The 26,462-nt window shown below is 52.1% G+C and carries 30 protein-coding genes and 1 pseudogene; 1 reads left to right on the top strand and 30 read right to left on the bottom strand.

Annotated features, from left to right (window positions below):
* Positions 1 to 215: 215 nt before the first annotated feature.
* Positions 216 to 1,223, bottom strand: coding sequence for an aldo/keto reductase (locus ACOJWD_RS09250; RefSeq protein WP_486992939.1), 1,008 nt, complete (start codon positions 1,221 to 1,223; stop codon positions 216 to 218).
* A gap of 438 nt (positions 1,224 to 1,661) precedes the next feature.
* Entirely contained in the window at positions 1,662 to 2,372 is a 711-nt protein-coding gene (locus ACOJWD_RS09245) for an SDR family NAD(P)-dependent oxidoreductase (protein WP_486992938.1), read from the bottom strand.
* 93 nt (positions 2,373 to 2,465) lie between these two features.
* On the opposite strand from ACOJWD_RS09245, the gene ACOJWD_RS09240 reads away from it, so the two are divergent.
* On the top strand, positions 2,466 to 4,253 hold the full coding sequence (locus ACOJWD_RS09240; protein WP_486992937.1) for a thioredoxin domain-containing protein: 1,788 nt from the start codon (positions 2,466 to 2,468) through the stop codon (positions 4,251 to 4,253).
* A 40-nt stretch (positions 4,254 to 4,293) separates the two neighbouring features.
* Here ACOJWD_RS09240 and rsfS read toward each other — a convergent pair whose 3' ends face one another.
* From rsfS to ACOJWD_RS09100, 28 genes and pseudogenes are all read right to left on the bottom strand, one after another.
* Complete coding sequence (gene rsfS, locus ACOJWD_RS09235) at positions 4,294 to 4,623, bottom strand: ribosome silencing factor (protein WP_486992949.1); 330 nt, start codon at positions 4,621 to 4,623, stop codon at positions 4,294 to 4,296.
* A gap of 63 nt (positions 4,624 to 4,686) precedes the next feature.
* The gene (yqeK, locus tag ACOJWD_RS09230) at positions 4,687 to 5,226 is read right to left on the bottom strand and encodes a bis(5'-nucleosyl)-tetraphosphatase (symmetrical) YqeK (protein WP_486992936.1); all 540 of its coding nucleotides are present in this window, start codon (positions 5,224 to 5,226) and stop codon (positions 4,687 to 4,689) included.
* Positions 5,227 to 5,338: 112 nt separating this feature from the next.
* Positions 5,339 to 5,596 carry an RNA recognition motif domain-containing protein gene (locus ACOJWD_RS09225; RefSeq protein ID WP_486992935.1) on the bottom strand — a complete coding sequence of 86 codons (258 nt, stop codon included), beginning with the start codon at positions 5,594 to 5,596 and terminating at the stop codon, positions 5,339 to 5,341.
* Between the two features lie 149 nt (positions 5,597 to 5,745).
* Positions 5,746 to 6,372: a nicotinate-nucleotide adenylyltransferase gene (gene nadD / locus ACOJWD_RS09220; RefSeq protein ID WP_486992934.1), complete on the bottom strand. Its 627-nt coding sequence runs from the start codon at positions 6,370 to 6,372 to the stop codon at positions 5,746 to 5,748.
* A gap of 50 nt (positions 6,373 to 6,422) precedes the next feature.
* Positions 6,423 to 7,703: a GTPase ObgE gene (obgE, locus tag ACOJWD_RS09215; RefSeq protein WP_486992933.1), complete on the bottom strand. Its 1,281-nt coding sequence runs from the start codon at positions 7,701 to 7,703 to the stop codon at positions 6,423 to 6,425.
* A gap of 25 nt (positions 7,704 to 7,728) precedes the next feature.
* Complete coding sequence (locus tag ACOJWD_RS09210; RefSeq protein WP_486992932.1) at positions 7,729 to 8,346, bottom strand: Spo0B domain-containing protein; 618 nt, start codon at positions 8,344 to 8,346, stop codon at positions 7,729 to 7,731.
* A gap of 14 nt (positions 8,347 to 8,360) precedes the next feature.
* Complete coding sequence (gene rpmA / locus ACOJWD_RS09205) at positions 8,361 to 8,639, bottom strand: 50S ribosomal protein L27 (protein WP_486992931.1); 279 nt, start codon at positions 8,637 to 8,639, stop codon at positions 8,361 to 8,363.
* A 16-nt stretch (positions 8,640 to 8,655) separates the two neighbouring features.
* Positions 8,656 to 8,976 (bottom strand): ribosomal-processing cysteine protease Prp, encoded by a 321-nt coding sequence (locus ACOJWD_RS09200; RefSeq protein ID WP_486992930.1) that lies wholly within the window; start codon positions 8,974 to 8,976, stop codon positions 8,656 to 8,658.
* Entirely contained in the window at positions 8,973 to 9,290 is a 318-nt protein-coding gene (gene rplU / locus ACOJWD_RS09195; RefSeq protein ID WP_486992929.1) for a 50S ribosomal protein L21, read from the bottom strand. The genes ACOJWD_RS09200 and rplU overlap by 4 nt, the downstream gene beginning before the upstream one ends.
* 138 nt (positions 9,291 to 9,428) lie before the next feature.
* Entirely contained in the window at positions 9,429 to 11,060 is a 1,632-nt protein-coding gene (locus tag ACOJWD_RS09190; protein WP_486992928.1) for an APC family permease, read from the bottom strand.
* Positions 11,061 to 11,446: 386 nt separating this feature from the next.
* The gene (locus ACOJWD_RS09185; RefSeq protein WP_486992927.1) at positions 11,447 to 13,282 is read right to left on the bottom strand and encodes an Rne/Rng family ribonuclease; all 1,836 of its coding nucleotides are present in this window, start codon (positions 13,280 to 13,282) and stop codon (positions 11,447 to 11,449) included.
* A gap of 112 nt (positions 13,283 to 13,394) precedes the next feature.
* Complete coding sequence (locus tag ACOJWD_RS09180) at positions 13,395 to 14,336, bottom strand: M50 family metallopeptidase (protein WP_486992926.1); 942 nt, start codon at positions 14,334 to 14,336, stop codon at positions 13,395 to 13,397.
* Positions 14,272 to 14,928 carry a hypothetical protein gene (locus ACOJWD_RS09175; RefSeq protein ID WP_486992925.1) on the bottom strand — a complete coding sequence of 219 codons (657 nt, stop codon included), beginning with the start codon at positions 14,926 to 14,928 and terminating at the stop codon, positions 14,272 to 14,274. Before ACOJWD_RS09175 ends, ACOJWD_RS09180 begins: the two co-directional genes overlap by 65 nt.
* Positions 14,929 to 15,190: 262 nt before the next feature.
* Entirely contained in the window at positions 15,191 to 16,051 is an 861-nt protein-coding gene (locus ACOJWD_RS09170; protein ID WP_486992924.1) for an SDR family oxidoreductase, read from the bottom strand.
* A 36-nt stretch (positions 16,052 to 16,087) separates the two neighbouring features.
* Positions 16,088 to 16,261, bottom strand: a complete 174-nt coding sequence (locus ACOJWD_RS09165) for a hypothetical protein (protein WP_486992923.1) — start codon at positions 16,259 to 16,261, stop codon at positions 16,088 to 16,090.
* Complete coding sequence (locus tag ACOJWD_RS09160) at positions 16,258 to 16,863, bottom strand: (2Fe-2S) ferredoxin domain-containing protein (protein ID WP_486992922.1); 606 nt, start codon at positions 16,861 to 16,863, stop codon at positions 16,258 to 16,260. Before ACOJWD_RS09160 ends, ACOJWD_RS09165 begins: the two co-directional genes overlap by 4 nt.
* 38 nt (positions 16,864 to 16,901) lie before the next feature.
* On the bottom strand, positions 16,902 to 17,516 hold the full coding sequence (locus ACOJWD_RS09155; protein ID WP_486992921.1) for a phosphatase PAP2 family protein: 615 nt from the start codon (positions 17,514 to 17,516) through the stop codon (positions 16,902 to 16,904).
* Positions 17,513 to 18,718, bottom strand: a complete 1,206-nt coding sequence (gene rodA / locus ACOJWD_RS09150; RefSeq protein ID WP_486992920.1) for a rod shape-determining protein RodA — start codon at positions 18,716 to 18,718, stop codon at positions 17,513 to 17,515. Before rodA ends, ACOJWD_RS09155 begins: the two co-directional genes overlap by 4 nt.
* A gap of 76 nt (positions 18,719 to 18,794) precedes the next feature.
* A complete protein-coding gene (minE, locus tag ACOJWD_RS09145) occupies positions 18,795 to 19,064 on the bottom strand; it encodes a cell division topological specificity factor MinE (protein WP_486992919.1) in 270 nt (89 codons plus the stop codon).
* A 17-nt stretch (positions 19,065 to 19,081) separates the two neighbouring features.
* The gene (gene minD, locus ACOJWD_RS09140) at positions 19,082 to 19,882 is read right to left on the bottom strand and encodes a septum site-determining protein MinD (protein ID WP_486992918.1); all 801 of its coding nucleotides are present in this window, start codon (positions 19,880 to 19,882) and stop codon (positions 19,082 to 19,084) included.
* 53 nt (positions 19,883 to 19,935) lie between these two features.
* Entirely contained in the window at positions 19,936 to 20,490 is a 555-nt protein-coding gene (minC, locus tag ACOJWD_RS09135; RefSeq protein WP_486992917.1) for a septum site-determining protein MinC, read from the bottom strand.
* Positions 20,491 to 20,658: 168 nt separating this feature from the next.
* Complete coding sequence (mreD, locus tag ACOJWD_RS09130) at positions 20,659 to 21,177, bottom strand: rod shape-determining protein MreD (RefSeq protein ID WP_486992916.1); 519 nt, start codon at positions 21,175 to 21,177, stop codon at positions 20,659 to 20,661.
* On the bottom strand, positions 21,177 to 22,046 hold the full coding sequence (gene mreC / locus ACOJWD_RS09125; RefSeq protein ID WP_486992915.1) for a rod shape-determining protein MreC: 870 nt from the start codon (positions 22,044 to 22,046) through the stop codon (positions 21,177 to 21,179). Before mreC ends, mreD begins: the two co-directional genes overlap by 1 nt.
* A gap of 105 nt (positions 22,047 to 22,151) precedes the next feature.
* A complete protein-coding gene (locus ACOJWD_RS09120) occupies positions 22,152 to 23,183 on the bottom strand; it encodes a rod shape-determining protein (RefSeq protein WP_486992948.1) in 1,032 nt (343 codons plus the stop codon).
* 10 nt (positions 23,184 to 23,193) lie between these two features.
* Positions 23,194 to 23,859: a RadC family protein gene (gene radC, locus ACOJWD_RS09115; protein ID WP_486992914.1), complete on the bottom strand. Its 666-nt coding sequence runs from the start codon at positions 23,857 to 23,859 to the stop codon at positions 23,194 to 23,196.
* A complete protein-coding gene (locus tag ACOJWD_RS09110; RefSeq protein ID WP_486992913.1) occupies positions 23,849 to 24,430 on the bottom strand; it encodes a Maf family protein in 582 nt (193 codons plus the stop codon). The genes radC and ACOJWD_RS09110 overlap by 11 nt, the downstream gene beginning before the upstream one ends.
* A gap of 366 nt (positions 24,431 to 24,796) precedes the next feature.
* Positions 24,797 to 26,071 (bottom strand): bifunctional folylpolyglutamate synthase/dihydrofolate synthase, encoded by a 1,275-nt coding sequence (locus tag ACOJWD_RS09105; RefSeq protein WP_486992912.1) that lies wholly within the window; start codon positions 26,069 to 26,071, stop codon positions 24,797 to 24,799.
* Positions 26,068 to 26,462, bottom strand: a pseudogene (locus ACOJWD_RS09100) (valine--tRNA ligase); the annotation flags it as partial. The gene ACOJWD_RS09105 and the pseudogene ACOJWD_RS09100, both read right to left, overlap by 4 nt.

Genomic DNA, 26,462 nt, shown 5'->3' with positions numbered 1-26,462 from the left:
CCTTCCTATAAGACTCTTTATCCCTCTCTATGCAAACCACATTTTTGCTTGGCGTTCCTGCTCTGAGCTTATGATCGGCTTCACGATACATTGCTAGTCGACCGAAGACCGAACAACGTGTCAGTAAATCTTCCAATAAAAGCTCCCCATCCCTGCCTGACGGTCATGAGATTCATCGCATCGCCTCGAGATGAGGGGATGCGGCCACTCACGGACTACCGTTCACTGTCAAGGTGCGCCATTTGTCCTGCCGCATAACGTGTTCCTGCTACAAAGTGGCTAGGAATCATCGCCTCAAGACGTTCCCTATCAGCGGCACTCAAGTCCACCTCTAACGCTCCGATGGCCTCTTGTAATTGAGCGCGATGTCGAGCTCCGATGAGGGGAATAATGTCGACACCCCGAGAGAGTGCCCAGGCAATACTTAATTGGCTGGCGGTGATTCCCTTGCCCTCAGCCATATGGCGAAGCGCCTCAACGAGCACCATATTTCGTTCAAGATTGTCTTCTTGAAATCGCGGCATCATCCGGCGAATATCCCCCGGCCCGGATTTTTCTCTAGACCATTGCCCACTCAAAAGCCCACGTGACAGTACCCCATAGGCTGTGATGCCTACGCCGAGAGTACGGGCGACCGGCAAAATCTCCGCTTCGATGCCACGCGACATGAGCGAGTATTCGATTTGAAGATCGATAATCGTATGCACCGTTTGAGCTCGCCGTAAGGTGTCTGCGCCGACTTCCGATAGACCAATGTAGCGCACGTATCCCTCTGTCACCAAGTCTTTGATAGCTCCTATGGTGTCTTCAACCGGAACAGACGGGTCTAAGCGCGCTGGGCGATAGATATCAACATACTCTACGCCTAGTCGCTGCAACGAATACGACAAGAAATTTTTCACCGCAACCGGCCTTCCGTCCTGGCCCAAAAATTCTCCCGACGGCGAGCGCATGCCGCCAAACTTCACACTGATGATGATGTCTTCTCGACGACGTCCCTTGAGAGCTTCACGTAAGAGAAGTTCATTATGGCCCATCCCATAAAAGTCACCCGTATCGAGGAGATTGATACCGGCATCTAATGCCGCGTGAATCGTAGCAATGCTTTCTGTGCGATCGGCCGCACCATACATCCCGGACATCCCCATTAACCCTAATCCTATTCGCGAAACGTAAGGGCCCTCCACTCCTAGTTGATGACGCTTCTGGGTTAAATCGAACATGGTAGTCTCCTTTATGCGAGTCGTTCTTTCCATTATATCTCTAACGGCACGACTAGAAATACGACCGGGCGTGTATCGTGACACCCAGGTACAGCCTGGCTACCACGGTACACGAAAGTATAAGGTTCAGAAGCATCCGCAATGCGTGGGGCATATTACAGAGGTGGCGCAAGATATCCCCTCCCAAAGGCCATTTGTGCGATCCGGTGACGATGGGACTCTCTGAGGGGATATGGCATCTCGTCCTTGCTTTTGCGTTTGGCGGCGTCGTCTAGGTCGTCTCAGCCGACCTATCTCGCTCGACTGTCCAACGGTTAGAGCGTGCCCTCGCAATAACACAAAGGCTCTATAGGCAACGAGCGAGAGGATCTCCGTACCATGATGGATTCGGCACCCAATCATCACGCTTCGATGGCATAATCCACTGTCCTCTTCCCTCTAATATCCAATATTTAATCCGCCATCGACCGGGATTATCGCTCCGGTCACGTATCGACTGTTAACGGATAAGAGAAAAGCCACCACCTCCGCTACCTCGTTCGATGTCCCTAACCGTCTCAAAGAAATTTTTTTCTCCAATTCACGACGGACTTCCCCACTTTGAGGACCATTCCCTCCCTCTAACGCCCCCGGTTCGATGAGGTTGACACGGATCCCCCGTGGCCCCCACTCATTCGCCCAGTGACGAACCAGCCCACGCAGGCCGGCCTTTGCCGCACCGTATGGTGCAGACGGCCCATGAACACTCTGATGGTGAGCATCAACGCTCCCTATCATCACCACACTAGCGTCTTGACTGAAATACGGTAGCAATAGTTGTCCCACGTGAAACGCCGCTCCTAAATTGACCTGTTGCATGGCGTCCCACTCGTACCAAGTCGTAGCCTCCGTGTCGTCGCTATAGATTAGTCCCGCACCGTGAACAAACCCTCCAATCCTCACCCCATGATGTACACTAAGCCATTCTTCTATGGCCGGAGACCACACCTCCCACCTTTCGCGAAAGTCCGCGTGAATCCACGACACGTCATCATCCTCCATGGGATTTCGCCCCAGGGCGACAATATGATACCCTCCCTCTAAGCGCGTCTGAAGGGCTTTACCTATCGCGGACGTCAGCCCAGTGCCAATTAATACCGGACGATCCATCATCGACATCTTTCGGATAAGCTACCCCAACTCGGGTAAAGATTGGTATGATGGAACATGCGAGTAATGCCCGATGTAGAAAGGATGACCAGCATGACAGAATCCCTCTTTCGATTTAGTCCTCGTCCCAATCGGGCCCATGAAATTCAGTGGCGCTCTTTTGGGCAAGAGGCTTTTGGTGAAGCACAACAACAAGACAAACCTATTTTACTCTCCATTTCAGCCGTATGGTGCCATTGGTGTCATGTGATGGATGAGACCACCTATTCCGACCCGCGCATTATTGCTCACATCAATGACAAACTGATCCCCGTGCGGGTGGATAATGATCAGCGTCCAGACATCAATATGCGGTATAACATGGGAGGGTGGCCCACCACCGCAGTGTTGACTCCCGCGGGCGAAATTATCACCGGCGGGACGTATGTTGCGCCTGACCAAATGATATCCCTCTTAGATCAGGTGGACCAGTATTGGGAACAAAATCATGCCACGATAAGTCCTGAACTGGCTGAGCCCACCCTGCCTCCTCTAGACTCGGCTGCCACTCCTGACGATAGCGTCATGGAGCACATTATTAATACGATTCGCGAACAGTTTGACCGGGCCTATGGAGGCATTGGGGTCATGCCTAAGTTTCCCCAACCCGAAGTGTGGGAGCTCCTCCTTTCCCACTTCACAGCCACAGGCGACGGCTCGCTCGCAGGGATGGCAGTGCGTACCCTCGATGCCATGGCAGGATCCAACCTCTACGATCAGGTCGCTGGTGGATTTTTCCGCTATTCCACCACCCGTGAATGGACCATCCCGCACTTTGAAAAAATGTTGGAGGATAACGCCGAGCTGGCTCACTTGTTCTTGCGCGCCTTTCAAACGTTGGGAGACGAAGCCTATCGACAAATCAGCGATCACCTGCTGAACTGGGCGAATCGTACCCTGATGGGTGACGATGGTCTCTGGGGAGGCTCGCAGGATGCCGATGAAGAGTACTATCGCCTTTCTCCTGAAGATCGCGAAAAAAGGCCGGCTCCATACGTCGACCCGACCATCTATACTCATGCGAACGCTCTCATGATTCAAAGTCAGCTACTAGCCGCCAGCTTACTCAACCCGGGGCAATACGGCCCCATTGCACTTACAGCGCTTGAAGCGCTCTATGACCGAATGTGGGACGACGAAGAAGGGCTCTATCACGTGGATACTGGAGAAGGTGCTCATCTGACCGGACTCTTGGTGGACGTAGCTCAATTGGGCCATGCCGTGGTTGACGGCTACGAGTACACGGGCGATCCTCTGTTCTTAGAACGCGCACATGTTTTGGTCGACTATGCCGACCAGCACCTCTTTGGCGACACGGTGTATTGGGACCAAATCGCACGAACCGGCGATGAAGCCGTCGGTCGACTGGCGCACCGACAACAACCGCTCAAGGAAAATGCCATTATGGCACGCCTTTTAATGCGATTAGGTACCATAGAAAACGATCAAGCCCTAGTAAATCGAGGACGCTCCATTCTCGGTGCACTTGCAACCTATGCGAAAGACCAAGCGATCTTCGGAGCGGCATGGGCACTCGCAGCGGACATGGCAGATGCGCCTGAATTGACGGCGACCATTATCGATGCTGCCGGTCATTCGGGTGCCGACTTGCGTCGCTCCATGTTCGGAGTATTCGATCGTCGACGAGGCATTCGATCCTGGCCTGTCGATAGTGCGGAATTTCGTGCTTCAGGACTTCCCGAGTTGCCCCTGCCGGCCCTCTATATCTGTCGCGGAACGGCCTGTGCAGCCCCGGTAACAGAACCTGAACAAATCATTGATGCACTCAGGTCGCTCATTAATCCCGGTGCAGAGGTTCCCCCCGCACTACCAGAAAACTAAATACTGTTGACAAGACCGCCTTTCCTTTCAAGGAAGGCGGTTATTTTGTTGGTTTTGAGGTGACATCCTCGCGACGCACTACCGTCGCATCACCCCATAGTCTTTCTAAATCATAATATTTTCGCTCTTCTTCGGTAAACACATGTACAACCAAGGCCCCATAATCCAAAAGCGCCCAATGCGGCTTCGACCGCCCTTCACGATTCAGACGGCGTAACCCGCGCATTTCCAATGCCTCATCAACCGCCTCAGCAATACTTTGCACCTGGATCACGTTCATCGCCGACACGATGACGAAATAGTCGGCCACTAAAGTGACCTCTCGCATATCAAGAACGACAACCTGCTCTCCCTTTTTACTTTCCGCAATATCTGCTGCGCATAAGGCATGCGTGAGTATAGTATCCGTTGTAACATCCTCCTCAAGTAGTGATTAGTGACATTCTGTCAAAGCCCGCCTCATGTAGGGATGAGGAGAAATTCCTCTCGCTTGAAGATATGTGAGCGTCTGCCGGATTACCGCACAATATCCGTCTTGGAGATTGGTGAGTGCCAACTGGTATAGCGACTCACGTTCCACATACTGTCTTCCCGGCTCCACACCGTCCGCAATATATAGGGCTTTACCGAGGTCATCCAGTTGTGGATGGGCGGTGGTATGATAATAAATCGCTTGATGGACCGAATGGTGTCCCATCCCGGATCGTCGGAGCCATTCAGCTGCAATAGGGCCGTGTAATAGGATAGGCTCGGCGAGTGATTCCTTATCACATGCAATTCCCAGTGCTTGGGCCTCGTCCAATAGCCTCGAACGCGAGAGTTCCCGAGCCAAATCATGACCGAAGCCCGCTAATCGCGCATCTTCTCGATTTAACCCATGAGCCAGGGACAATGCCTCCATGACCTCTATCACGCGTTCGATGTGAGATCTTCTATGAGCACTCAATTGGTCATATCGCTCTCGAGGCGTCACCGTCTACCCCTCCTGATATCTCGATACTAGCGGTTCACAGCTCTCCTGACAATGGACGAAAGAAGTCCCCAGCCTGGCTTGGCCGGGGACGATGCTGAGTGTGACCAGGTGATTAATACTTACTCTGGCGAGGACGTGCTTCATTTACAATGATGTCACGACCAGCCAGTTGAGTGCCGTTCATTGCTTCCACGGCCGCGTCCACATCGTGATCTTCCACCTCAACAAACCCAAAGCCGCGCGACCGCCCGGTTTCACGGTCGGTAATAATCCGAGCACTGACGACTTGGGCATGGTGAGCAAAAGCCTCAGCGAGTTCATCTTCCGACATTGACCAGGGTAAGTTACCCACGTACAGCGTTTTTGCCAATTACAATTCCTCCCTGTCTCATCTCAAGGCACCTGGCCAGGGACCCAGGCACCCGGTTCGCAATCTGATCCAATCGGTACGGATAAGGACGCTCCGTGATGCTGGGAAACCTCTGGACTTGAACACAGTATGAACATTTCATGGCTCCTTCATGCCTTTAATCCCGCATAGACATGATTTTTGGCAATGTAATTCTCTACCGTTTCTGGAACCAAATATTTAATCGACAGGCCATCGCGGAGCCGCGTGCGAATTTGACTCGATGATATCGCCAGTGCTGGCACCTCCAAAGGATGGATACGCCCCATGTATTCATTCCCCAATGTCGGTCCGAGTGCCTCGATTTTACTGAGTGAATACCCAGGACGACTGGCAGCAATCAGTTCCGCATTCTCGAAAATTCTTGCCGGATTTCGCCAGGTGACAATGTCCAAAATGGCATCCGCTCCGGTGATGAAATACCAGGCAACGTTTGAATCCAAGCGATGAAAGTACTCCAACGTATCACTAGTATACGACGGTCCCCGTCGATCAATCTCTACACGCGAGATCTCAAAATGTTCATTTGGTACAATGGCCAAAAACGTCATCAAATACCGATGTTCAGGATCGGCAACCATCGTCCCGGATTTATGAGGAGGCTGGCCCGACGGAATAAATATCACCTGATCCAGGTGGAAACTATCTCGGGCAGCTTCAGCAGCCACAAGATGCCCATAATGAATCGGATTAAATGTACCTCCCATAAGCCCAATGGCTCGACGCGCTTTAACCATTATGGCCCCAATTCGACGTTCTTATCGGCAAATCCTCTATTTGCTTCAAACTAGGCCTCTTCATCTTCTTCTGCCGTCAAATCATCATCGCGAAAGAATAAAAGTCCTTCTCCCACGTATATTTCGGTGTTATTCTTGACCTTCGCTCGACGCAGTGCTTGCACCACGCCCCGTCGACGCAAGTATTCGCAAAAATAGTTTTCCGCGTGTTCATTGCCCCATAACGTCATGGCCGCCCGCTCTTCCACATCGCCAACAATCCGTACCCCTTCTCCCTGAGGAACCACACGAAATCCTCGAATGGCGGGCCGTTCCGCAACCTCTCGCCGCAATGGTTCCGGAGCGGGATATTCGGTCAACAATCGGCGGATACTCCACATCACCTCATCCACTCCTTGCCCCGTCACGGCGGACATCCCCATCACAGCAGTCGGAGCCAATTGCTGCACAAACCTCTCCCACACCGCATCGCTTCCCGGAACATCTAACTTGGTTCCCACTACCACCACCGGTTTCCCCGACAATTCTGGAGAAAATGCCGCCAGCTCTTCCACAATGATGTGATAGTCATCTGCCGGATCGCGCCCACTGTCGGGGCTCATATCCACCAAATGAATTAAAACCCGCGTGCGGCGCAAGTGCCGTAAAAAAAGATCGCCCAATCCCGACCCATCATGCGCTCCCTCGATGAGTCCCGGTACGTCCGCCACCACAAAGGGATCGCCATATCCGGCGACCACCCCTAAATTCGGCACTAAGGTCGTAAAGGGATAGTTTGCAATCTTAGGCCGCGCAGCAGAAACCACACTGATCAAGGTGCTCTTACCGGCATTGGGAAATCCCACTAAGCCAACATCAGCGAGCAGATTTAACTCTAAATTAATCCAGCCACTTTCTCCCGGCTCCCCGCGTTCCGCCACTTTCGGTGCCCGATGCGTGGAACTAACAAAATGGGTGTTCCCCTTACCCCCGCGACCGCCACGCGCTACCACAGCAGTTTCGCCTGGGTAAATTAGGTCCGCAATCACTTCCCCGTTTTCGCGCGTCACGAGGGTTCCCGGGGGCACTCGGACAGTGACATCTTCGCCATCTGATCCGTGCCGCCGGTTATTGCCACCCGTTTCACCGTTCGGTGCGCGAAAGTGCCGTTGGTGCCGAAAGTCCATAAGCGTATTGAGTCCTGGGTCTACCTCAAAGATGACGTCTCCGCCTCGGCCGCCATCACCCCCCGCCGGACCGCCATTGGGCACGAACTTTTCCCGTCGAAATGCGACTGACCCTTGACCACCGTTTCCTGCTTGGACATATATACTGACTTCATCGACAAACATGCATGGCCCCCTACTTTGTGTCACTCTACCTCGACAACGACGAGCCGTTCTTAAGTGTCGCCCGCTTGGATCGCCGATGCACTTCCAGCCCGTCAACGGTGCGCACCCACCCCCACGGGCGATTTCCGCCCCCGAAAGGTACATAAATCCGAAAATCGTCGCCCAAAAACTCGACGCTAATTCTTTTTTCTGCGATACGGATAGCTTGCGATAATCGGTACGAGAGCATCCATGACATGCGATAAGTAGGTACTAAACTTTCAATCCCTTGCCACCCTATGAGGACCCCCTGCGCTTCGCCACGCGCATCCCACTGCAAAAATAAGTATCCCCAATAACTCGGCAAACCCCGAAACCAGGTACTTTGGTGGTTTTCTGATGCCAACAAGGTCTCCAATGCTTGTTCGGCTTTGTCGGTCGCCCCCAACTGGAGCCACCCCGCCACCAATTGCAGTTGGTTCGCCAGTCGATGCCGTCGTTGGCGCGCAATGAAGATAATATCGCGGCGGTGACGAAACGCCGTCCACTCAATCACATAGAGCATAATGGCCACAAGCGCGAAAATACGCCAAGGGCGGTGCAACGTATAGTCGACCACCCCAAGCGCCAATAAAGTTACAATACGAAAAGTAAGGGTCCTCACCGGAGTCGCTACAACTAACCCTCAGCGACGGGAACGATAGCAATTTCTCGACGCGTGTGACTCCTTTGACGAAATTCTACCCGGCCTGCAATTTTAGCATACAGTGTAAAATCTCGTCCCATGCCGACATTCTCTCCAGCGTGAAACTTCGTGCCCCGTTGCCGAATGATGATGGAACCGGCGGTCACGACCTGCCCTTGGTGACGCTTCACACCGAGCATTTTGGGATTGGAATCACGTCCGTTACGGGAACTTCCGCCACCCTTTTTATGTGCGAATAGTTGTAAACGCATCTGAAGTCCTCCTCAATCAATCCTTGAATTCCTCAAACCGTACGGCCTTGTGATCGGTATCAGCCAAGTCCTTCAGCCCCACAAGAATGGTGTCGACCACCGTTCGTGCCTCCGGCGATGGAGGAAAATGAAATGTTAAATCTGCATGACCTTCCTCAACCTCACCACGACAAGACTGATGTGCCACTTGCGTTAGCGCTAACACGAGCGTTTCGACAAGTGCACTGGCGGCTGCACAAACGATATCCTCTCCGTAGGGTCCACGGTTAGCATGGCCAGTCATTAAAAGACGTTTGGGTGCACCGTTCGCTGCACGCCAGACTGAAATGCGAATCACACCAATTCGATACGGTCGATACGGATCCGTGTCTGATATTGGCGATGTCCCTGCCGACGGCGATAGTTGCTCTTGGGTTTATACTTAAAAACCAAAATTTTCTTGGCCCGTTCTTGCGCCACTACTGTAGCATACGCTTTCGCTCCGCTAATAAACGGGGTGCCGACAACTGGTTCGCCCTCATCGCCGACCACCATCAATAAGTCGTCAAATGCCAACTCTTCGCCGGGATCACCAACCAGCTTCTCTACAATTAACTCTTGACCGGGTTGCACGCGATATTGCTTGCCCCCAGTTTTAATTACTGCATACACCAGAAAATCCTCCTCATCATGAGGTGCCATTAGTCCAATGAATGCTATCATAGCTCACCAAGAATGTCAATCATAAACAACCTTGCGCCAGAGGCACAGCGAGGTCATCACCTGACCTCGCTCGAGTCTCAAAGGCAATCAATGTGATTCTTTAGTACCGTCATCCGTGATGACGTCCAATACTTCGGTTGCTGCACGACTTTCATACCCACTATGCACACCCCAATAGTAAAAGCCCAACGACGCCACAGCAATCACTACTAGGTCCCATGGATATGGTACAAAGCCTTTTCCATGATTAGCAGGTGCAGCAAATACTCCAGAGCCGTAATAAGACATCAAGATCATAAACACAAGATACGCGAAAATCCATATACTGCCCTTGACCGATCTGAGCGAGGGACGCTCAATAATATGGGGAATAATCGCACTAATTATGAGGTATAACACCACCCCGCCCAGGATAATTCCCAAGAGCTTTTCATCGGCCGTCCAGCCATCCCAATAAATAATGAGGGAAGCGCCGATAAAGGCCAATGGCCCGATCCATTTGAGCCCGCGCAGCCGAATGGGCCGTTTAGCCTGCGACATGGTGCGTCGAAACACCGAGGCAGAAATGGGTCCGACCATATACGTGAAGACGGTGGCGCCTGAGATAATCGCGACCAGCGATTGCCATGCCGGAAAAGGCGCCAAAAACAGAAGGCTCACTATCCCGGACACAATCAGAGCCACGCTCGGTATCCCCGTTTTAGGATTAATCTTAGTTAACTTCTTGGGAAGGTAACCATTACGACCTAATGCATCCATGACTCGGGTTGTCGATGCCAGATAAATACTGCCAGTCCCCGCTGGCGACAAAAACGCATCGACGAACAACAGTGTGGCGAGCCATGACAAGCCGCCAAACAGTGCGAGCTCGGCAAATGGAGCGCCCCCAATCGTACCGTTATGGATAAGATTAGCCCATCCCTTTCCTAAATAACGCGTCGGCAAGGCCCCAATAAAAACCACCTGAAGCATGGTATAAATGAGAATCCCTATGCCTAAAGACGCAACTAAAGCGCGAGGTACATCGCGTTGCGGATTTTTTGCTTCTCCGGCTAAATCCACGGCCTGGCGAAATCCCAGAAACGAGAAGACAATACCAGCCGAAGCCACCGCCCCCAACATTCCCGCCGACCCTCCAGGCATAAATCCACCAATCTTGGAAAAGTTCACGCCGTGAATACCAACCACCAGCAGCACCACGACCGTGAGGGTGGGCAAAAACAACTTCCACACCGTCAACGGCGTATTAATGCGAGCAAAAACACGAATCCCGGCGAAATTAATGATAAAGAAGAGCACGATTAATAGTCCTGCAGCTGCTAAGCCCAAAGCGGTGAGCGTACTGTGCACATACAGCGATGGAAAAAAGTGACTCATGTACTGGACGGTGGCCTCAGCTTCTACCGCCGGTACCGAAGCATATGCGATAATCGCTGCCCACCCGACTACAAAGCTGGCTAGATGGCCATGAGAGTACTGAGTATAGCGTGCAACTCCACCCGATTCAGGGATCATCGACCCTAATTCTGAATACACCAAGGCAATCAACAACACGATGGTTCCGCCAACGACCCAGCTCAATATTGCCGATGGCCCTGCCAAATAGGCGGCGGTGTACGCCGCGAACAGCCATCCCGAACCAATAATGGCACCTAACGATGACATCGTGAGATCAAGAAACGATAGTTCTTGTCGTAAACCGCGATTCAGCTTCAACACTAGTCATCACTCCCGTTTTCTATTCGTTGTGCCTTCGGATGACCTCCGTCATCCCGGGCAATGCGATAGAGGAAGATTCTACTGGTTATAGCCAAATAAGGTCTGAGCTCCCGACCAGACCGATGGGAATAGACAGCGACACTGAGGTCCACAGCGATAACCTCTATTCGATCATCAAGTCCTTGATTGTCCATAGACATCGCGCTGTGTGGCCGAGTCGGAATGCGCCAGTTGAATCGTCCAGTATCCCCTCATTCCCCTTTTAAGTGTGCCTCAATATGGTAATTATGGCAAACTATCAAGAACATTAGCTCTTTTGCACGAAAAAGAGCAGCTTCTGACAAATCAGGAAGCTGCTCCATCCATTGTATGACCGATTTTCTTCTCTATGTGGTTGTCTGCACTTCACTGAGTGCTTCGCGAACAATTCGTGCAGTAGCAAAGGTTCTCAGCGCACGTACAATCTCAATGTTGACATGATCTCCCACGTGGAGCCCGCCACCTTCTATATCAATCACATACCCCGACAGTCGTGCGATCCCATCTTTAGCGTTGGTAGCGTGCCGCTCTTCAATTTCCACCTCAAGCCGATCCCCGTCATGGACGGGCAAAGCCAACCGTTCGACTTCTGATCGTTCGCCCACGCTCACGAAGTCCACAAAGTTCATATCCACCACGTCCACCCCGCGAACAAATACGGCCTTCCCCGTATCATGTTCCAGTAAACGTAAGTTACTGCCACCGGGACCAATAAGGTGCGCGGCGACTAGAGGATGGGTCTCCACCAGGATCGCCTCGGCCTCAGTCTCCCGAAATTTTTCCACGATGCGATAGCGCACGCGACGGGCGATAACATCTTCCGAGAGAACATGACCGCGCCCTTCACAGACTGGGCACACTCGAGTCAATTGGTTAAGCAAGCTTTCTCGCACTTTCTTCCGAGTCATCTCTAATAGACCTAACCGGGTTAATCCCAGCACGGTCACCCGCGTTCGATCGTCTCTGAGCGCCCGCTGAAATGTCTTGATGACCTCCGTTTGATCGGACTCATTTTCCATGTCAATAAAGTCAACCACGACGATACCGGAGATATCTCGCAGACGCAGTTGACGTGCAATCTCCACGGCCGCCTCAATGTTGGTAGCCAGCACCGTATCTGAAAGATCGGTGGTGCCCACATTTTTTCCCGTATTCACATCAATAACGGTCAGCGCTTCCGTTTCATCAATGACTAAATACCCACCACATTTCAACCATACACGCCGTTTCAGCGCTCGATCCAGTTCAGCTTCAATCCCTCGCGCCTCAAACAGCGGCATGCCACTTTGATACAATTCGATACGATTTTTAAGTCCTGGTGACAGCGACTGAGCCAATTCTCTGGTCTTTAAAAATGCGTGTGCATCGTCAATGATAAATTTGTCAACGCTCTCGTCCATATGGTCTCGCAGACTACGCGCAATGAGACCCGCTTCCCGATGCAGTAGCTGCGGCGCCTTAGACGTACGGCCTTTGTGCCGAACCCTGGACCACACTCGGCGCAGATACGCCAGGTCCCGCATCAGAGCGCGTTGAGAGGCGCCTTCTGCCACGGTCCTAACGATGATTCCCATACCTTTGGGTCGGATTTTTTCGGCGATCTCGCGCAGTCGCTCCCGTTCTCTCTCGCTATCGATACGCCGAGAAACCCCGACCGTTTCTGCATAAGGCGTCAAGACTAAGAACCGGCCTGGCAGACTAATATCGGTGGTCACCCGAGCCCCCTTGTTTCCTATCGGTTCTTTGACAATTTGCACTACAATTTCTTGGCCAACCTTTAATACATCTTGAATGGTCTTCGATTTTTTTTGCTCTCGATCTTCTGCGTGAGCATCATCTACATAGAGAAACGCGTTTTTTTCCAATCCTAAATTCACGAACGCTGCGCGCATCCCTGGCAAGACGTTCTCCACCCGCCCTTTATAGACATTCCCCGCAGCATGGTCTTCATCTTCGTGGGTACTATAGAACTCCACCAACTGACCATCTTCAACAATCGCTAAGCGACTCTCATGCGCTCCGTAATTGACCAACAATTCTTTAAAAACTTTAGGGTCCGGCTCAACAGGGGCGCCATCAAAACCTGCGTCCCCCAGGGATTTTTCACCGGACGCATCTTCCGCCGTGTCAGCCGCGACTAAGGCTGGCAAAATCCCCCAACGGCGACGCTTGCGCCGTGGCATAAGAAACCCCTTCCTCATACGATAGATTCTCTAAAATTTCAAAACTTTGTCGAGGTGAACCCACGCCCAGGATACCTCTTGACTATCATACCATGATCTGCTTCTCAGTCAATTATGGTGGACGCAATAGCTCGTCAAGTGCACATAGAGGTCCGCGTTGTTCTAACGCCTCGAGCAACACGTCTTCATAGAGTACGCCGACACGGTGCAATTGGGCATCAAGCACCACGACCCGATGATATTTCAGGGGACGCATAATGCGGATCACCTCACCCACTGCCACATCTGACCGCACCGCAAAATCGTCTACTGGCCAAATCGGGCGACGCTGAAATCCTAAGAGCCGCTGCCCTAGGTCGCGAATAATCAAGTACGGGGCCTGGTGCGGGGATTTGTACGCCGCCCAATAGAGAAATCCCGCAAAAATCCCCATACCCAGCATCACCCGTCCAAACACGAACAGCACCAAGGTCAGCGCAAATAGCAGGCGCGCTAGCCATAATCCGGCTTCACGCACTCGCTCCTCGGCCTTTTGGTAGCCGACGGTACGTGCAAGATAGATGCGCGCCAAGTGCCCTCCGTCTAAGGGGGCAACGGGCAATAAGTTGACCGCTGCCAGCGCCAGGTTGGTATCGATAAAAAGGGTCAGTACGGATGGATTAAATGGCAGCGCACGATCAAACGCCCACGCTATTGCCGCTAGAAAGAAATTCTGTAGCGGACCCGCAACCGCAATCATTGTTTCTACATAAGGCTCTTGGGCTTCGAGTCCATGAATCCGGGCCACTCCGCCAAATGGCCATATTTCGATGCGTTCGACCGTAAGTCCGTATGACTCCGCCACCACAGCATGAGTGAGTTCGTGCAGAGTGACCGCCAAAAAGGCAATGGCCATCATCTTGCCATCGCCTGCAAACCAATAGATGGCCAAAACCACCAAAAATAGGGGTTGGATATGAATGCGCCGACAAAGCGACCTCTGGCGCACCTTAATGCCTAAGCCAGCGCGTTCCATAGAGCGTAGGCGACAGTGGATTAACCGGGTAGTTATCACGAGTCACATCGATAGTCAGAACGGTCCCGGCGGTCTTTCCCACGATGTCGGTGGGCGAAATGTGTTGGTGTAAGCGTGTCGTCATGGCCGACAAGGGCCCTATGCTGACCGTGTAGCCATCGGCTGCATGGACTGTGAGTTGGTTGGACGTCTCCGCGCTAACCACGCCGGAAATGCCTGACAACACCGGACTGTGCCGAGTAACGGCAAGGACCACGCCAGATTCAAATTGAGCCTCACTTCCACTCCCATGCCATCCAAAACTGGTGTGAACCTGAGCCCCATTCACCGGTGCAATCCAATCTCGTGACGAAAGCGCCAGTGGTTTATGAACCCTCGATGAATCCGATAGCAACCGTTGTAATGCCACAGGCACATGGTTAAGTGTGCCCTTCGGCAAGTGAAACGATGTGGTCATCCAATGGCGAGTCGCAATGACCATATGACGCGCCACCCGCCCAGACGTATGAAAAATGAATGCTACCGTCAACAGGGTCAGTCCCGAGATAAGCCATCGTACCCAGCGCATCCGAGGGGGTCCATCGGCATCTCCCGCGGTGGGGGTATGAGGCCAGGTTTGCGGGTCAGCCATCGATATCATCTCCTGAGAGATTGTATGTCTCAAGAGACCCCAACATGTCCGCCGTTTCGGACGTGCAGACGGAGCGACGCATCGAATCGGGCTATCACATGACGATCACATTGGGACTCTACTAGATCGCACTTCCCCTAACGGCGGCACCCTGCCTGCCAACAGCACTTTTTCAACCAAGAAAGGGTCACCCAGTTTCCTGATGACCCTAGTAGCATTCAGACGACAAACCCGTTGAACCATCGCCCAAACTTTAAGCCCGCTAAATCAATGATGAGTAATAGACCGCCAGTGAATGCGGCAATACACCATAATCTAAAAGCCAGCGAGAATCCTGACGAGTCACTTCATGTTGAACAAACGACCACTCTTCGCCCGTTAAAATAGGCCCTACACGTCCAATCTTACGCAAAATTTGTCGAGAGTAGCGTTTGGGAACTTGGAAAGTGGTGATTCTAAACAGATGCAAATCTCGGGCGATATGCCGCACTACATCTTCTAATCTCATACTATGCGGTCCACCCATGTCATAAATCTGTCCAATGGACCGGTCGAGCCACAAGGAACGCATTGCAATCTCTGCCACATCGCCCACATACACCGGCTGAATCAGAGGCTGAGATTCAGGCAGCATGGCAAAGGGACGGTTGGCTGCCGCTTCCAGTCGTTGAAATGTCCGCGATCCCTGGCCGAACATGAGATGGGGACGTAAAATGGTATATTCCAGCCCGGAATGCACCACAATCTGTTCAGCGACCCATTTACTCTGCTGAAACCGGGTATCGGAGTGAAATCCTGCTCCCATCGCACTAATATAGATAAAACGTTTAATATTCCGCTTGCGCGCTTCTTCGATAATTCTTCTTGTCCCGTGCTCATGCAGTTCTTCAACAGCCCCAGTCTCACCGGGGTGATGTCCAGCGCAATGAATAATGGCATCAAACACTAGCTCAGGGCCCTCGAATGGGTTCGGACTCAACAAGTCCCCAAGCATCGGAACCACCGCCAAATCGTCCCGAAGTTGGCGTGTTAATCCCACCACGCGATATCCCATCCGCATCAGTCGGCTCGATACTTCATGACCCAAAAATCCTGTCGCACCCGTCACCAGGACGTTGCGCATTGACTTCACCGCCTCTTCTATGCGCTAATTACGCCATTAACGTCCTGAATCCTTTTTTATCGAAGGTTTTTTTTGACGCCCCGATGAGGAACGGGAATAGAGTCGTTTCTCCAGTCGCTCCAACCGACTATGGATTTTCACCAGCATTAAAAAAACACCAGAGAGCAGCGCCAGATCAATCGCTAAAAATACCAACACATCGGCCTTCACGGCTGATTCCTCCCGTCGACCTGCTCGACCATCGCGCGTAACGCCCCTGGCCCTACCCGACAATATAGAGTCCCGCTGGGCTCAATCCAGACCAACGGTCCCTCTACACACTGACCTAAGCACTCAGTGCGATTTAAGCGGACCCCGTTCCGCATCTTGAAATCACTCTGAGACATCATAGCTGCATAAATGAGGTCGGCACCTCGAGTCTGACAGGCTTTCCCCTGGCACAAGAAAACGTGTTGGACATATGGTACCACTCTGGCTTCGTTTTTCGATCTTGGAGACCCTTTTGACCTCTCAGCATAGCGAATAATGCCATAGGCCATGCTCGCTCCACCAGTCAGCCCCATGATGCCTATCCCATCATGCGCATACTCCATCACGCCAATCAATACCCCCAACGCCACAACCATTCCAGTATTGGGCATTATTCCACATAACCAGAATTCTCCCATCAGCAAAGCGACCAATATCCCCACAACAAAATTGGGGTCTCTGGCCAGCATGGCCACCGAGACCGTTGCGGCCCCGATAATAGCAAAGACACCGAGAGCAGCCCGGACGCGGGGCGATTCTCGGTGTCTTAACCAGATACTCACTCCTAAAAACACCATATACGCTAGTGCAAGAGGGCCATTTACGTGTGTCGTCGATAGTCACGCTCCGGTTTCATACCAAAAATCCCAAACAATAGCTTTACCAACCATTCTACCCAACCACGCGCCATCAATACCACGACTCCTGATACAACCCCCACGGCCGCTCCAGCCAATACATCCGTCGGCCAATGCAATCCAGCAAAGACCCGCGCCACTGCAATGGCCGCAGCCAACAATAGCGCCCAGAGCCCATCGCTAAATCCGGCATAAAAGAGTCCCACAGCAATACCGAAACTTCCTGCCGCATGGGTACTGGGAAATGAGGTATCCCGACGATGCGCGACCAGTTGATGAATCAACTGCGGTTCATAGACAAACGGTCGCGGACGATAGGGCAACACATGCGCAATAGCGAGGTTAATCACCACCGCCAGCACTCCAGCGAGTACCGCATAGATGACTGCACGGCGCGCGCGAGTCTGCCGAAGGGGTGGCCAAAACCACATGATCAAAAAAATTACAGCCCATATTTCTACGGCATATTTGTTAAAGTCAGCGACAAAATGATTTAGTAGCGGGCTATAGCGCGTCCAACCATTAATAATAAGCTCCCAGTGTTGATCAAAATGGGTAATCGGCAATGAAGTACTCAAGAATGCCCTCCTATGGGATCAGGTTCTGAATATTGGTCCGAATAGACCACAGGAAGAGGATTCGCAATGGACGGCTTATATCCTCCATGTTTCCGTCTTCCATACACATTGAGTAAAAGACCAATGCCGGCCGAGTCCGCCAGAAAAGCAGAACCGCCGTAACTCATAAACGGCAACGGCACACCAGCAACCGGCATAATACCCGACGACATACCCGCGCTCTCAATGACATGGAAAGCAAACATTGAGGCGACCCCGGCTGCTAGCAAAAGACCGTAGCGATCCTTGGACTGAAAGGCAATGTACACCGCCCGGGCAATTAAGACCAAATAGACAAACAATATCGCCATGGATCCCAGAAATCCCAGTTCTTCGCCGATCGCCGCATAAATGAAGTCGGTATAAGACTCTGGCAAAAACCCTAAGAGGTTTGTATGGGCTCCGATAAGCCCTCCGCCCACCAGACCGCCCGTACCAATGGCAATACGTGATTGAATCACGTTAAATCCGGATCCTTCGGGATCCTTCCCCGGATTCAGAAAAATCGTGAGCCGATTCAACTGATAGGAGTGCATGGGAATTTTAACACCAAACCGGTAATGCAAATAGATCCATAGCACGATGACTCCGAGTCCAGCCGGAAATAGGAGCATCTTTGTCCAAGGTACCCCGGCCATATAGAACATCCCGACCGTGATCGCCACGAAGACCAAGGTTGTCCCTAAATCGGGCTGCTTCAAAATCAAAAGCATGGGAATGGCCACGTGGACTAACGGCGATACCATGTCCCTCCAGGTTTTAATGTTCTTCTTCTTATCCAAATGCCCCGCTAATGTAATAATAATGGCTACCTTAGCGAACTCCGAAGGCTGCAACTGAAAAGGCCCAATCTGAATCCAACGCTGCGCTCCAAGCGCTGTACTACCATGCACAATCACTATCCCCAAGAGAGCGACTGATGTCCAGTAAATGTAGGGACTGTAGTGTTTAAACTTCTCATAGTTAATCGAAGAGACCACCACAAGCACTACTGTTCCAAGAACCATCCAGATAATTTGGCGCTTCACATAATAAAGCGGATCGTGGGCTGGAGCAATGGACCGAGTAGCGCTTGCAATGACAAATACCGACACCGCGGCCAAAAGATACATCAGCACGACGGTAAAATAGTCTACCTGAAATCGAGAACGGCGATTACCCACATCATCAAACCCCTAGACTGAAGTGCATTCAGTATAAACCATGACCGCTTCAGGGTGAAGAGAACGAATCTGGTGATTATTGCAAGTTGCGACCCGTCTTTCGTCGAATCGGTATGTTTGCCACCAGTGCCATTGCGTCATCATGGCGTGAGAAATCCACCTTAAACCCCTGGTCATCGATGTCCAGATACTGTGATATCACTTTCACTAAATCATTCTTCAGATTTTCTAGCGCTTGCGGCGATAGGCTAGCTCTATCGTGTACCAGCACTAAACGGAGACGTTCTTTGGCCACCTCTTTGCTCGCATCGTCCCGACCAAATACCCGTGCGAACAAGTCCATCATGGCGTTCCCTCCCCGGCTCATCCCTTGAGCCCCATCATCCTGCGCAACCGCCCCATAAATCCTTGCGCCTCGTCGTCCAAACTCATTATGGGTACATTTTCACCCATCAGTCGTCGCGTAATATTGCGATAAGCTTCTCCGGCCCGCGACTGCATATTCAATACTGCCGGCTCTCCACGATTGGTCGATACGACAATAAATTCATCATCGGGAACGACCCCCAGTAAATCAATGGCCAAAATCTCTATCATGTCATTAATATCCATCATATCGCCCTTTTTGACCATGCTAGGACGAATTCGGTTGACAATCAAGGCTGGATGGTGCTTTTCTTCGGCTTCCAAGAGACCAATAATGCGATCCGCGTCTCGAACCGAGGACACTTCCGGTGTCGCGACCACCACCGCACGGTCCGAGCCTGCCACCGCATTCTTAAATCCTTGCTCGATACCCGCAGGGCAATCAATCAACACAAAATCAAATTCCTCTTTCATCTCGCCTACCAGCTGCTTCATCTGATCTGGACTCACGGCCGTCTTGTCCCTGGTTTGTGCCGCCGGCAATAGGTAAAGATTTTCAAACCGCTTGTCCTTAATGAGCGCATGTTTCAACTTGGCAAACCCCTCAACCACATCAACTAAGTCATAGACAATGCGATTTTCGAGGCCCATCACCACATCAAGGTTCCTCAAACCGATATCCGCATCAATCAAGGCCACCTTTTGGCCCGCCTTAGCTAGACCTGCGCCTAGATTGGCGGTGGTCGTGGTCTTTCCGACCCCTCCCTTCCCGGATGTAATCACAATAGCTTCACCCATCTGGTGGTTCCTCCCCATACGTTCTGTCTATCCCATTCCAAAAAGCGGAATGCCTATCCCATACTAGTCAATACACTTTTCTGCCATCGGTCAATAATCAAGCGCCCATCTCGAATCTCGGCAAATTCTGGAACGTCTGGTAATACCGCTTCTCCTTCGTCTGGAGCCCGCCCGATAAACCCGGCAATGCGTAACTGAGTGGGATTAAGCCGAAACGCCGAAACCATCGCGTGTTCATTACCTTCCGCGCCAGCGTGTGCCAGTCCTCGCAACCACCCCATCACAACAATATCTCCGCCGGCAATCACCTCAGCACCGGGATTGACATCGCCCAAAATCACCACATGTCCATGAAACCGTACATGCTGACCAGAACGCAGCGTACGTCGAATTAAGAGGGTGGGGTGACGACGTGCCTCTTCCTCTAAAGTCCACTCACTATGGCGATCTAGCATACGCTCCACAAATGGCATAGACGGCGGGGCCGTATGCGGACCGACATCACTGGCCTCGAGTGGGTGGGACGGCGAACGTGGACTGCTCTGCTTTTTAGAGCGAGACTTCTCTCGGACTCGATCCCTCTCGTCCTGGCTGGATGAATTATCCATGCCTTCCTCCCCGATTTGACGTCAGCATGTTATGAAGTTCTCCTTCAAGAGCGGAAGTCCTGCTAGGAAAGCGTCTCATAGGACAACTATTTAATGCCAAAAATCGCCAATCCCCACCAAAAAAGGCGCCACGCGCACGCAGTGTGCCCCAGGGCGTCTCCCTATGGTCTATCGACGAACCAACCGCGAATACTTATTTTCCACCTCATGGCGCGGTCTAAATCCCAAAATTCCTCCGATAGCTGGGGTCACCAGCATGCTAAATAAGAGCCAGATCGGGAGGGGTTGCATAAAGTGGCTCCATGAAAAGTCGAAACCAAACAAGTGCAACACCAGCCATTGGAATGGCACGACCACCAACTGGGCTAATCCAGCGACCAGTCCCGGGACAAAAACATTGTCCCGCACAATGCGGGATTCTAAGTGGGCTATGACAAATCCTAAAAGCGCAAAAGTTAACGCATTGAGCCCCCATAAGCGACCCGCCCAAACATCTTGCATCAGTCCTCCCATCAGGCCAGCCATGAGACCTCGGCGTGGCGTTTCGTAAAGAGCGATAATCACCGTGAGAGGTAGCACCAGATCAGGAACATATCCTGTTGGAAATATCTGTGGCAGTAAAGCGGTCTGTATCAACAATCCGAGCAAGAATAACAGGAACCAGGTAATCGCCCGATACTGCCACATCAGTGACCACCTCCACCATAAATAGGGGGCAGTGAGGTACCGCTCGGGTGAGACAGGACCACCATGACATCATCTAACTGATTGAAATTAACTGACGGCTTCACAATGGCCGTCTCAGTCAATCCATAGGCTGTTTTGGCAACACTTTGTACCTGGCCGATTAAGAGTCCCGGAGGATAGTATTCACTATAACTGGAGGTGACTACGGCATCTCCCGGCAACACATTGGGATGGTGAGCAAATAATTGAAAGGTTAATTCTCCGGTAATCGGATCGCGTCCGTCCACAACTCCAGCAGCCTGTGACTGCACATCCTCAGCCCCCAATCCTGATGACGGATCGAGAATTAACATCACCGTAGAGGTGACGGGAGAGGAGGAAATCACCCGACCAACCACTCCTTGGGGAACAATGACCGCCATACCGGAATGGACTCCACTGTCCGTACCACGATTAATCACCACCGTGTCAAACCAATCATCGGGATTACGAGAAATCACTGTGGCCGCAGCTAACTTCCAGGCTGCGCCTTTCTGTTTGAGGTCCAAGAGTCCTCGCAATTGACTATTCTGCTGAGAGAGCTCTGATAGCTCCAGTTTCATGGAATTATACAGCAATAGTTTTTGCTTCAAATCGGTGTTTTGTTGCTCGAGCGTAAAGAGTTGGCCAACCGTGGTCACGCCAGTGCCAACCTTGTTGCCCAGATAGGCTAAACTTGAGGAAGCGGGCGATACTACGGTACTAATAATGTTGCTGAGCGCCACGACCTTATGGTGAACCTTTGCCGTAAAGCTCAGGCTGACGGAAACCACCATTATCACCAAGACGATAATAATGGGACGACGCCAGCGAAAAATGAAGACGCCCACCCGAATCCTCTCCTCCAGAAAAATTTCTCATCGAGGCCGCCCCCTCGACGGCCTCCATGAATATATCTCATTGTCTCTACGATGACTGTCAATCGCTGTCAGTCCTTAGCGACGATTACGGCGTCGTAGGGCCTCTAAATGATGTTGATCGTCAAGCGCCATTCCCGTTCCTCGAACAACCGTCAGCAAAGGATCTTCCGCGCCATGCACTGGCATACCGGTTTCCGAGCTTACCAGCTTGTCAAAATTCCTTAACAGCGATCCTCCACCTGTCATCACAATGCCCCGGTCCATAATATCAGCGGCCAGTTCAGGAGGAGACTTTTCTAGTGTGGCCTTGATGGCTTCCACAATGCTATTCACCGTGTCACTCAGAGCCCGTTGGATTTCGGTGGAACTGACTTTAAGCGTTTTCGGCAATCCTGTAACCAAATCGCGACCACGGACATCCAAGGTTTCCTCCGTATCCGGCGGATACGCCGAACCAATGGTCATCTTCACTTCTTCCGCAGTGCGCTCTCCAATCATCATGTTATAAGTGCGCTTGATGTGGTTGACGATGGCTTCATCCATCTCGTCCCCAGCCACGCGCACGGAGCGAGCCGTGACAATTCCGTCCAACGAGATAATGGCAACTTCCGTGGTTCCCCCACCAATATCTACAATCATATTTCCGGTCGGTTCATTCACCGGAAGGCCAGCTCCAATAGCTGCCGCCATGGGCTCTTCAATCACCAATGCTTCACGCGCTCCCGCTTGCATAGCCGCATCTTTGACGGCCCGCTCCTCAACCCCGGTCACGCCGGAAGGAACACCGATCACCACCATCGGATGTACAAATCGCATGTTGGTGGTAGCTTTACGAATAAAATATTTCAACATTGCCTGCGTGGTATCAAAGTCCGCAATGACGCCGTCCTTCAGGGGACGAACCGCACGAATGTTTCCCGGTGTCCGACCCACCATTTGCTTCGCCTCTTGACCAACGGCAATAATTTCGCCGGTCATTTGATCAATGGCTACCACCGATGGCTCCTGCAAAACAATGCCTTTCCCATGTACAAATACTACGGTGTTTGCGGTTCCTAGGTCTATTCCCATATCCTTGGAAAAAGATCCAAACAATCCCTTCAAGATCTGTTCCTCCCTAACTTAATTCGGTCAGTTCCCCCTGATGCAGGCTCATATGTCGTGACCGTCCGACTATTACATGATCGAGGACGCGTATCCCCATCAAATCGCCACACGCCTCGAGGCGGCGGGTTAGCTCGCGATCCTGTCGACTTGGTTCAGGATCACCGCTGGGGTGATTGTGCGCCACAATGATAGACGCTGCCGAGTAGGCTACTGCGGGGCGAAAGACCTCTCGAGGAAATACTTCCACCCGATCTAATCCTCCACGAAACAGCGTTTCAATACCAAGAACCAGTCCCTTGGTGTTCAACAAAATGATGCGAAACTCTTCTTGATCCCGGTCGCGCAGATCAGATACCAATCGGACCGCATCCGCTGGCGTTTCAATGCGGGATACGGACTCCCGCTCTACCCGATGACCAATTTCGAGCGCAGCCGAAAGAACGGCAGACTTAGCCATTCCTAATCCGCGAGTTTGCATCAATTCGTGTGGCGTCCGGCGACTCAAATGTGCCCATCCGTCGCGTAAAAGATTTCGACTTAACTCCATGACGGACTGCCCACGAGTACCTGTCCCTAATAAGACCGCCAACAACTCGACGTCAGACAGTACTGTTGAGCCATGACTCAAGAGCCGCTCTCGCGGTCTTTCGTCCTTAGGCAACTCTTTAAACGCCATGCTTTAACTCTCCATCAATCCGTCCCATGAGTCTTTCGACCACATCGCGCGGTAACCCGATAACAGTCTCAAGATTGCCTTCATACGACTCCACCCATTGGCCAGCGGTTCCTTGAATGGCATAGGCACCAGCCTTGTCCAATGGTTCACCGGTTGTGATGTACGCATCAATCTCTAACGCCAATAAATGCCGAAAGGTCACGTGAGCGACACTCACTCGTACATACCCTCGTCCCTTACATCCCTGCCAAATCGCCACACCAGTATATACTTGATGACGAGTCCCGCTTAACATTTGTAACATAGCGCGCGCGTGATCTTCATCGCGTGGTTTTCCAAGAATGGTACGCCCGAGCGCCACCACCGTATCAGATCCTAACACGGCAAAAAGCGGGTAGCGCTCGCCCACCGTCACGGCCTTTAACACCGCCAAGCGCCGAACCAGTGCCTCGGGAGCTTCATCCAGTCGGGGTGTTTCATCCACATTCGGTGTCACCACATCAAAATCTAGGCCCAGTTGTGTTAATAGTTCGCGGCGACGCGGTGATGATGATGCTAATATCCACTTCACACTCTCTACCCCCGTCGGCGGAACCTAACGTGTCCTAGAATAATGATGCTCGTAATATGGCCCATTAGCCAGCCACGCTATCAACATTCATAATGCCGAAATCAATCGGTGGCGACCAGGATAATCCTCAGAACCCCGCACAAACATCGCCAAAATACCCATTTTCGGGATGCCGAACGCCGTCATACCACTCCGGCAATAGCTGTAAAACCACACCTATCCTCACGTGGGCGATTAATGAACCCCCAACCAATGAGAACTTTAGGCAGAACTTCCAAGGGTCTTCACCAGCATACCATTCGACTTCCATCGCGGGCAATCACTGAATTCTACCAAGAGTGACAGCAAATCCTAATTCCTTCGCCATCAATCGACAGCTACTCCTTGATAATAGTGAAGCAATCCATATTGAGAGAGATACATCAGCAAAGACAGCGACCCCGCAATGAGCAATGCCTCGTGACGCGTACGCAAGCCCGATCGTGCCGCCGCATACGCATCCTGCAACGAATCCACAACTTGGACCTGGTGAGATGCATCAATCACGCCGCGTAATGCTCGAGGGTCGGATCCCCGCTCACCCGGTACGCGGGTGAGCACCACATCATGAACCAAGGGTAAGAGCCTTTCTAACATCTCAGCGCCGGGTTTGTCGTTAAGCACTCCATAGAGCAAATGCCAGTTCCAGTCCGTCCAAGGAGAACGCGTTAAGGTCGTCACCAGCCCCTCAATGCCATGAGGATTATGCGCCCCATCCACCACAATCAAGGGATCTCTTGACACCACCTGGAATCGCCCTGGCCAGGTGACATGCCCGAGAGCCTTTTTGGCGACCGCGAGGTCCTGAATCAGCCCGCGCTGATAAAGTCTCACCACGGCTTCCCAAGCAGTTTCCAGATTCCCGGTCTGATAAGCGCCCAAAAGTGGGACCCGGACCTGGGTACCGTCGCCGGTGAGCAATTCAGCGCCATCCGCAGTCATATAAGCCTCAAAATGCGGTTCGTAAGTGGGGATGGATAATTGCTGAGCCGTTTTCAAGACCACCTCGCGAGCTAACGGAAATGGCTGTCGCGCTAACACCAGTTCCGTTCCGGCTTTGAGAATGCCCGCTTTCTCGCTGGCAATTTCTTCAATGGTATTTCCCAAGCGATCCATGTGGTCAAATGCAATTGGAGTAATGATGGACAGCATCGGGCACGGTATCACATTGGTCGCGTCCAGCCGCCCGCCCAACCCCACCTCAATCACAGCCACATCGACTGCATGGCGATCAAATGCCAAAAAAGCTAGGGCTGTAACGGCTTCGAAAAATGTGGGTACATCCTCCATCTCCGCCCCAGCCACCTCCACCTCATCGGCGATCGCATCCCAGTCGTACTCCGACAGAGGCACACGATTAATCATCACCCGTTCGTTGATATTGCCTAAGTCAGGCGAGGTGTTTAACCCGACTCGCAGTCCTTGTGACATGAGCGCCTCGGTCACCATGGCTGCCACCGACCCTTTGCCATTGGTGCCCGCCACATGAATGATCGGATAGGCCCGCTCAGGATTGCCCAATCGCTTCAACAACTCGGTAATACGTTCTAATCCTGGCCTTATTCCAAAACGGGATTGACCTTGCCACCAATTTTCTTTCATGACAATGCCTCCTCACGTTCCTTCAATCGGCTCATGCGGGCCTCAAGTTCACTTAAGGTCTCCCGAGCCTTCTGCACCACGTCTTGAGGAGCACGCTGCACAAACTTCTCATCGGCTAACCGCGCGCGAGTCCGATCTCGTTCCCCCACCGTCTCTGCCAATGCACGCTGGACACGCTCCCGTTCTCGCTCCACATCGACCAATCCGGCAAGTGGCAAATACACTGTACCGCCAAGAGTCACACCGGCCACTGCCCCTTGGGGCTTTACCGCTACCTGTGCCACATCCCATGTAAGATTTTTCGCCCGCAATAAATGTCGAATTTCTGGCGCAAGACATTCCCAAGAGTGTAATATCGTCTCGGTATCCGCTAAAGCGGCGAACGACGCCT

The sequence above is a fragment of the Sulfobacillus sp. TH-112 genome (assembly GCF_057473405.1).
The sequence above is the reverse complement of the archived record's forward strand: the minus strand, read 5'-3'. Positions and strand labels throughout refer to the sequence as shown.

Excerpts from the sequence above, each read along its gene's own strand:
- ACOJWD_RS09250 (WP_486992939.1), bottom strand. The coding sequence starts at position 1,223 with ATGTTCGATTTAACCCAGAAGCGTCATCAACTAGGAGTGGAGGGCCCT.
- ACOJWD_RS09245 (WP_486992938.1), bottom strand. The coding sequence starts at position 2,372 with ATGGATCGTCCGGTATTAATTGGCACTGGGCTGACGTCCGCGATAGGT.
- ACOJWD_RS09240 (WP_486992937.1), top strand. The coding sequence starts at position 2,466 with ATGACAGAATCCCTCTTTCGATTTAGTCCTCGTCCCAATCGGGCCCAT.
- nadD (WP_486992934.1), bottom strand. The coding sequence starts at position 6,372 with ATGGTTAAAGCGCGTCGAGCCATTGGGCTTATGGGAGGTACATTTAAT.
- obgE (WP_486992933.1), bottom strand. The coding sequence starts at position 7,703 with ATGTTTGTCGATGAAGTCAGTATATATGTCCAAGCAGGAAACGGTGGT.
- rpmA (WP_486992931.1), bottom strand. The coding sequence starts at position 8,639 with ATGCGTTTACAACTATTCGCACATAAAAAGGGTGGCGGAAGTTCCCGT.
- ACOJWD_RS09185 (WP_486992927.1), bottom strand. The coding sequence starts at position 13,282 with ATGCCACGGCGCAAGCGTCGCCGTTGGGGGATTTTGCCAGCCTTAGTC.
- ACOJWD_RS09175 (WP_486992925.1), bottom strand. The coding sequence starts at position 14,928 with ATGGCTGACCCGCAAACCTGGCCTCATACCCCCACCGCGGGAGATGCC.
- ACOJWD_RS09170 (WP_486992924.1), bottom strand. The coding sequence starts at position 16,051 with ATGCGCAACGTCCTGGTGACGGGTGCGACAGGATTTTTGGGTCATGAA.
- minE (WP_486992919.1), bottom strand. The coding sequence starts at position 19,064 with ATGATGGACTTGTTCGCACGGGTATTTGGTCGGGACGATGCGAGCAAA.
- minD (WP_486992918.1), bottom strand. The coding sequence starts at position 19,882 with ATGGGTGAAGCTATTGTGATTACATCCGGGAAGGGAGGGGTCGGAAAG.
- minC (WP_486992917.1), bottom strand. The coding sequence starts at position 20,490 with ATGGATAATTCATCCAGCCAGGACGAGAGGGATCGAGTCCGAGAGAAG.
- mreD (WP_486992916.1), bottom strand. The coding sequence starts at position 21,177 with ATGTGGCAGTATCGGGCGATTACCTGGTTCCTGTTATTCTTGCTCGGA.
- radC (WP_486992914.1), bottom strand. The coding sequence starts at position 23,859 with ATGGCGTTTAAAGAGTTGCCTAAGGACGAAAGACCGCGAGAGCGGCTC.
- ACOJWD_RS09105 (WP_486992912.1), bottom strand. The coding sequence starts at position 26,071 with ATGAAAGAAAATTGGTGGCAAGGTCAATCCCGTTTTGGAATAAGGCCA.